Here is a 1,026-nt window from a genome sequence, read left to right as displayed (position 1 = left end):
GGTAAATACTGGTCGGGTATTCCCCTTACTGTCTGAGGTTTTCACGCCAAGCTCTTTGAGTGCATCCCATGCTTTTCCCGTCGGTGCCTGCAGGCGACTTAACACGGCACGGCTTCCCGTCCCCGCCATTGAGCCTGTGATTTTTGCATCATGCAGCGCCCCGACCATTGCGGCGGTTTCTTCAATGCTGACACCGGCATTTTTTGCCACTGGTGCGGCATAGGTCAGCGCATCGCTCATGCCGTCAAAATCGGCGGCGGTTTTGTTCATCGTCATGGAGAGAACATCCCCGATATGAGCGACCTTATCGTTTGAAAGCTGAAAGGCGGATTTCATCCCCATCAGCAGGGCGGCGTTTTCTTCCATCGTGCGGCGGTTCGCCAGCGCCATATTCAGCGTGACCGGCGTTGCCGCCTGAATGGCATCAACATCCCCACCGGCTTTCGCAATGATAATCTGTGCACCGGCTGCATCATCTGCCGAGGCGGCGGTATTGTCGCCGAGCTGGCGCGCCTGCTTGCGGAGCGCGGTCATTTCGGCGGAGTCTTTTGCCACTCCGAGCACGGCCTGCAATTCTGAGTTTTTCTGCGCAAACTCATAACCGGGCATCAGCAGCTTAACTCCGGCCATCGTTCCCGCCGCCGCAATCCCCACACCGGCAGCACCCACTGAGGCCATATTTCCGGCCAGTTCCTTGCCTGCCTGATAACGCTGTTTTACTGCGTTAAGTTTTGCCTGTTGCGCACTGACACGAGCCAGCGCGTCACGCTGACGGTTAAGCTGTGCGGTGGTTTCACTGATACGGTTTTTCAATCCCTGCTCATCATGTGCAAGATTGCGGGTATTAATTCCCACAACGGCCAGTTCCCGCTGCTGGCGTTTAACGGAATCCGTCAGGCGGTTATATTTCGCCTGTAAGTCCTCCACCGCACGCTTCGCGGATTCCAGCACTTTCGCCTGAGCACGGGTCGGACGTTCGGTGTTTTTAAACTGTGTGGCAAGAGCTTCGGCCTCCTGCCGTGCCTT

General features: G+C 56.7%; 1 protein-coding gene. It reads right to left on the bottom strand.

What is annotated here, in order from left to right; translation table 11 throughout:
• A partial coding sequence (locus ACWIGM_RS31580) for a phage tail tape measure protein (RefSeq protein ID WP_454029872.1) occupies positions 1-1,026 on the bottom strand: 1,026 nt, incomplete at both ends.

The sequence above is a fragment of the Allobosea sp. NPDC055332 genome, assembly GCF_053645455.1.
The sequence above is the reverse complement of the archived record's forward strand: the minus strand, read 5'-3'. Positions and strand labels throughout refer to the sequence as shown.